Source organism: Campylobacter sp. US53, from assembly GCF_004378995.1.
GTDB lineage: Bacteria > Campylobacterota > Campylobacteria > Campylobacterales > Campylobacteraceae > Campylobacter_D > Campylobacter_D jejuni.
On record NZ_RYYH01000039.1, the window covers coordinates 1 to 244 of the forward strand.

Annotated in this window: 1 pseudogene; it reads right to left on the minus strand. The window is 31.1% G+C overall.

Annotated features, from left to right (window positions below):
- Window positions 1-146, minus strand: a pseudogene (locus tag ELQ05_RS08605) (DUF2920 family protein); the annotation flags it as partial.
- Window positions 147-244 lie beyond the last annotated feature (98 nt).

Consider the following 244-nt stretch of genomic DNA (forward strand, 5'->3'; position numbering starts at 1 on the left):
TCCACAGCTTCACAACTTGCTTTTAAAATAAGCTTGTCTATATAATATAAATAAAAAGTAGAGCCTGTTTGAGGACTATTACCAATACAATGATAATTCACACTTGCTACAGCCACATTAAATTCGCCTGCTACAAATTCAGCTAAGTGTTCACGGTAATTTTCATCCTAATCTCCACCAAGACCAGGTATAATAAACACTAAATCTTTTACTTCTTTTTAATAATCAAAACAAAGCTTAAATT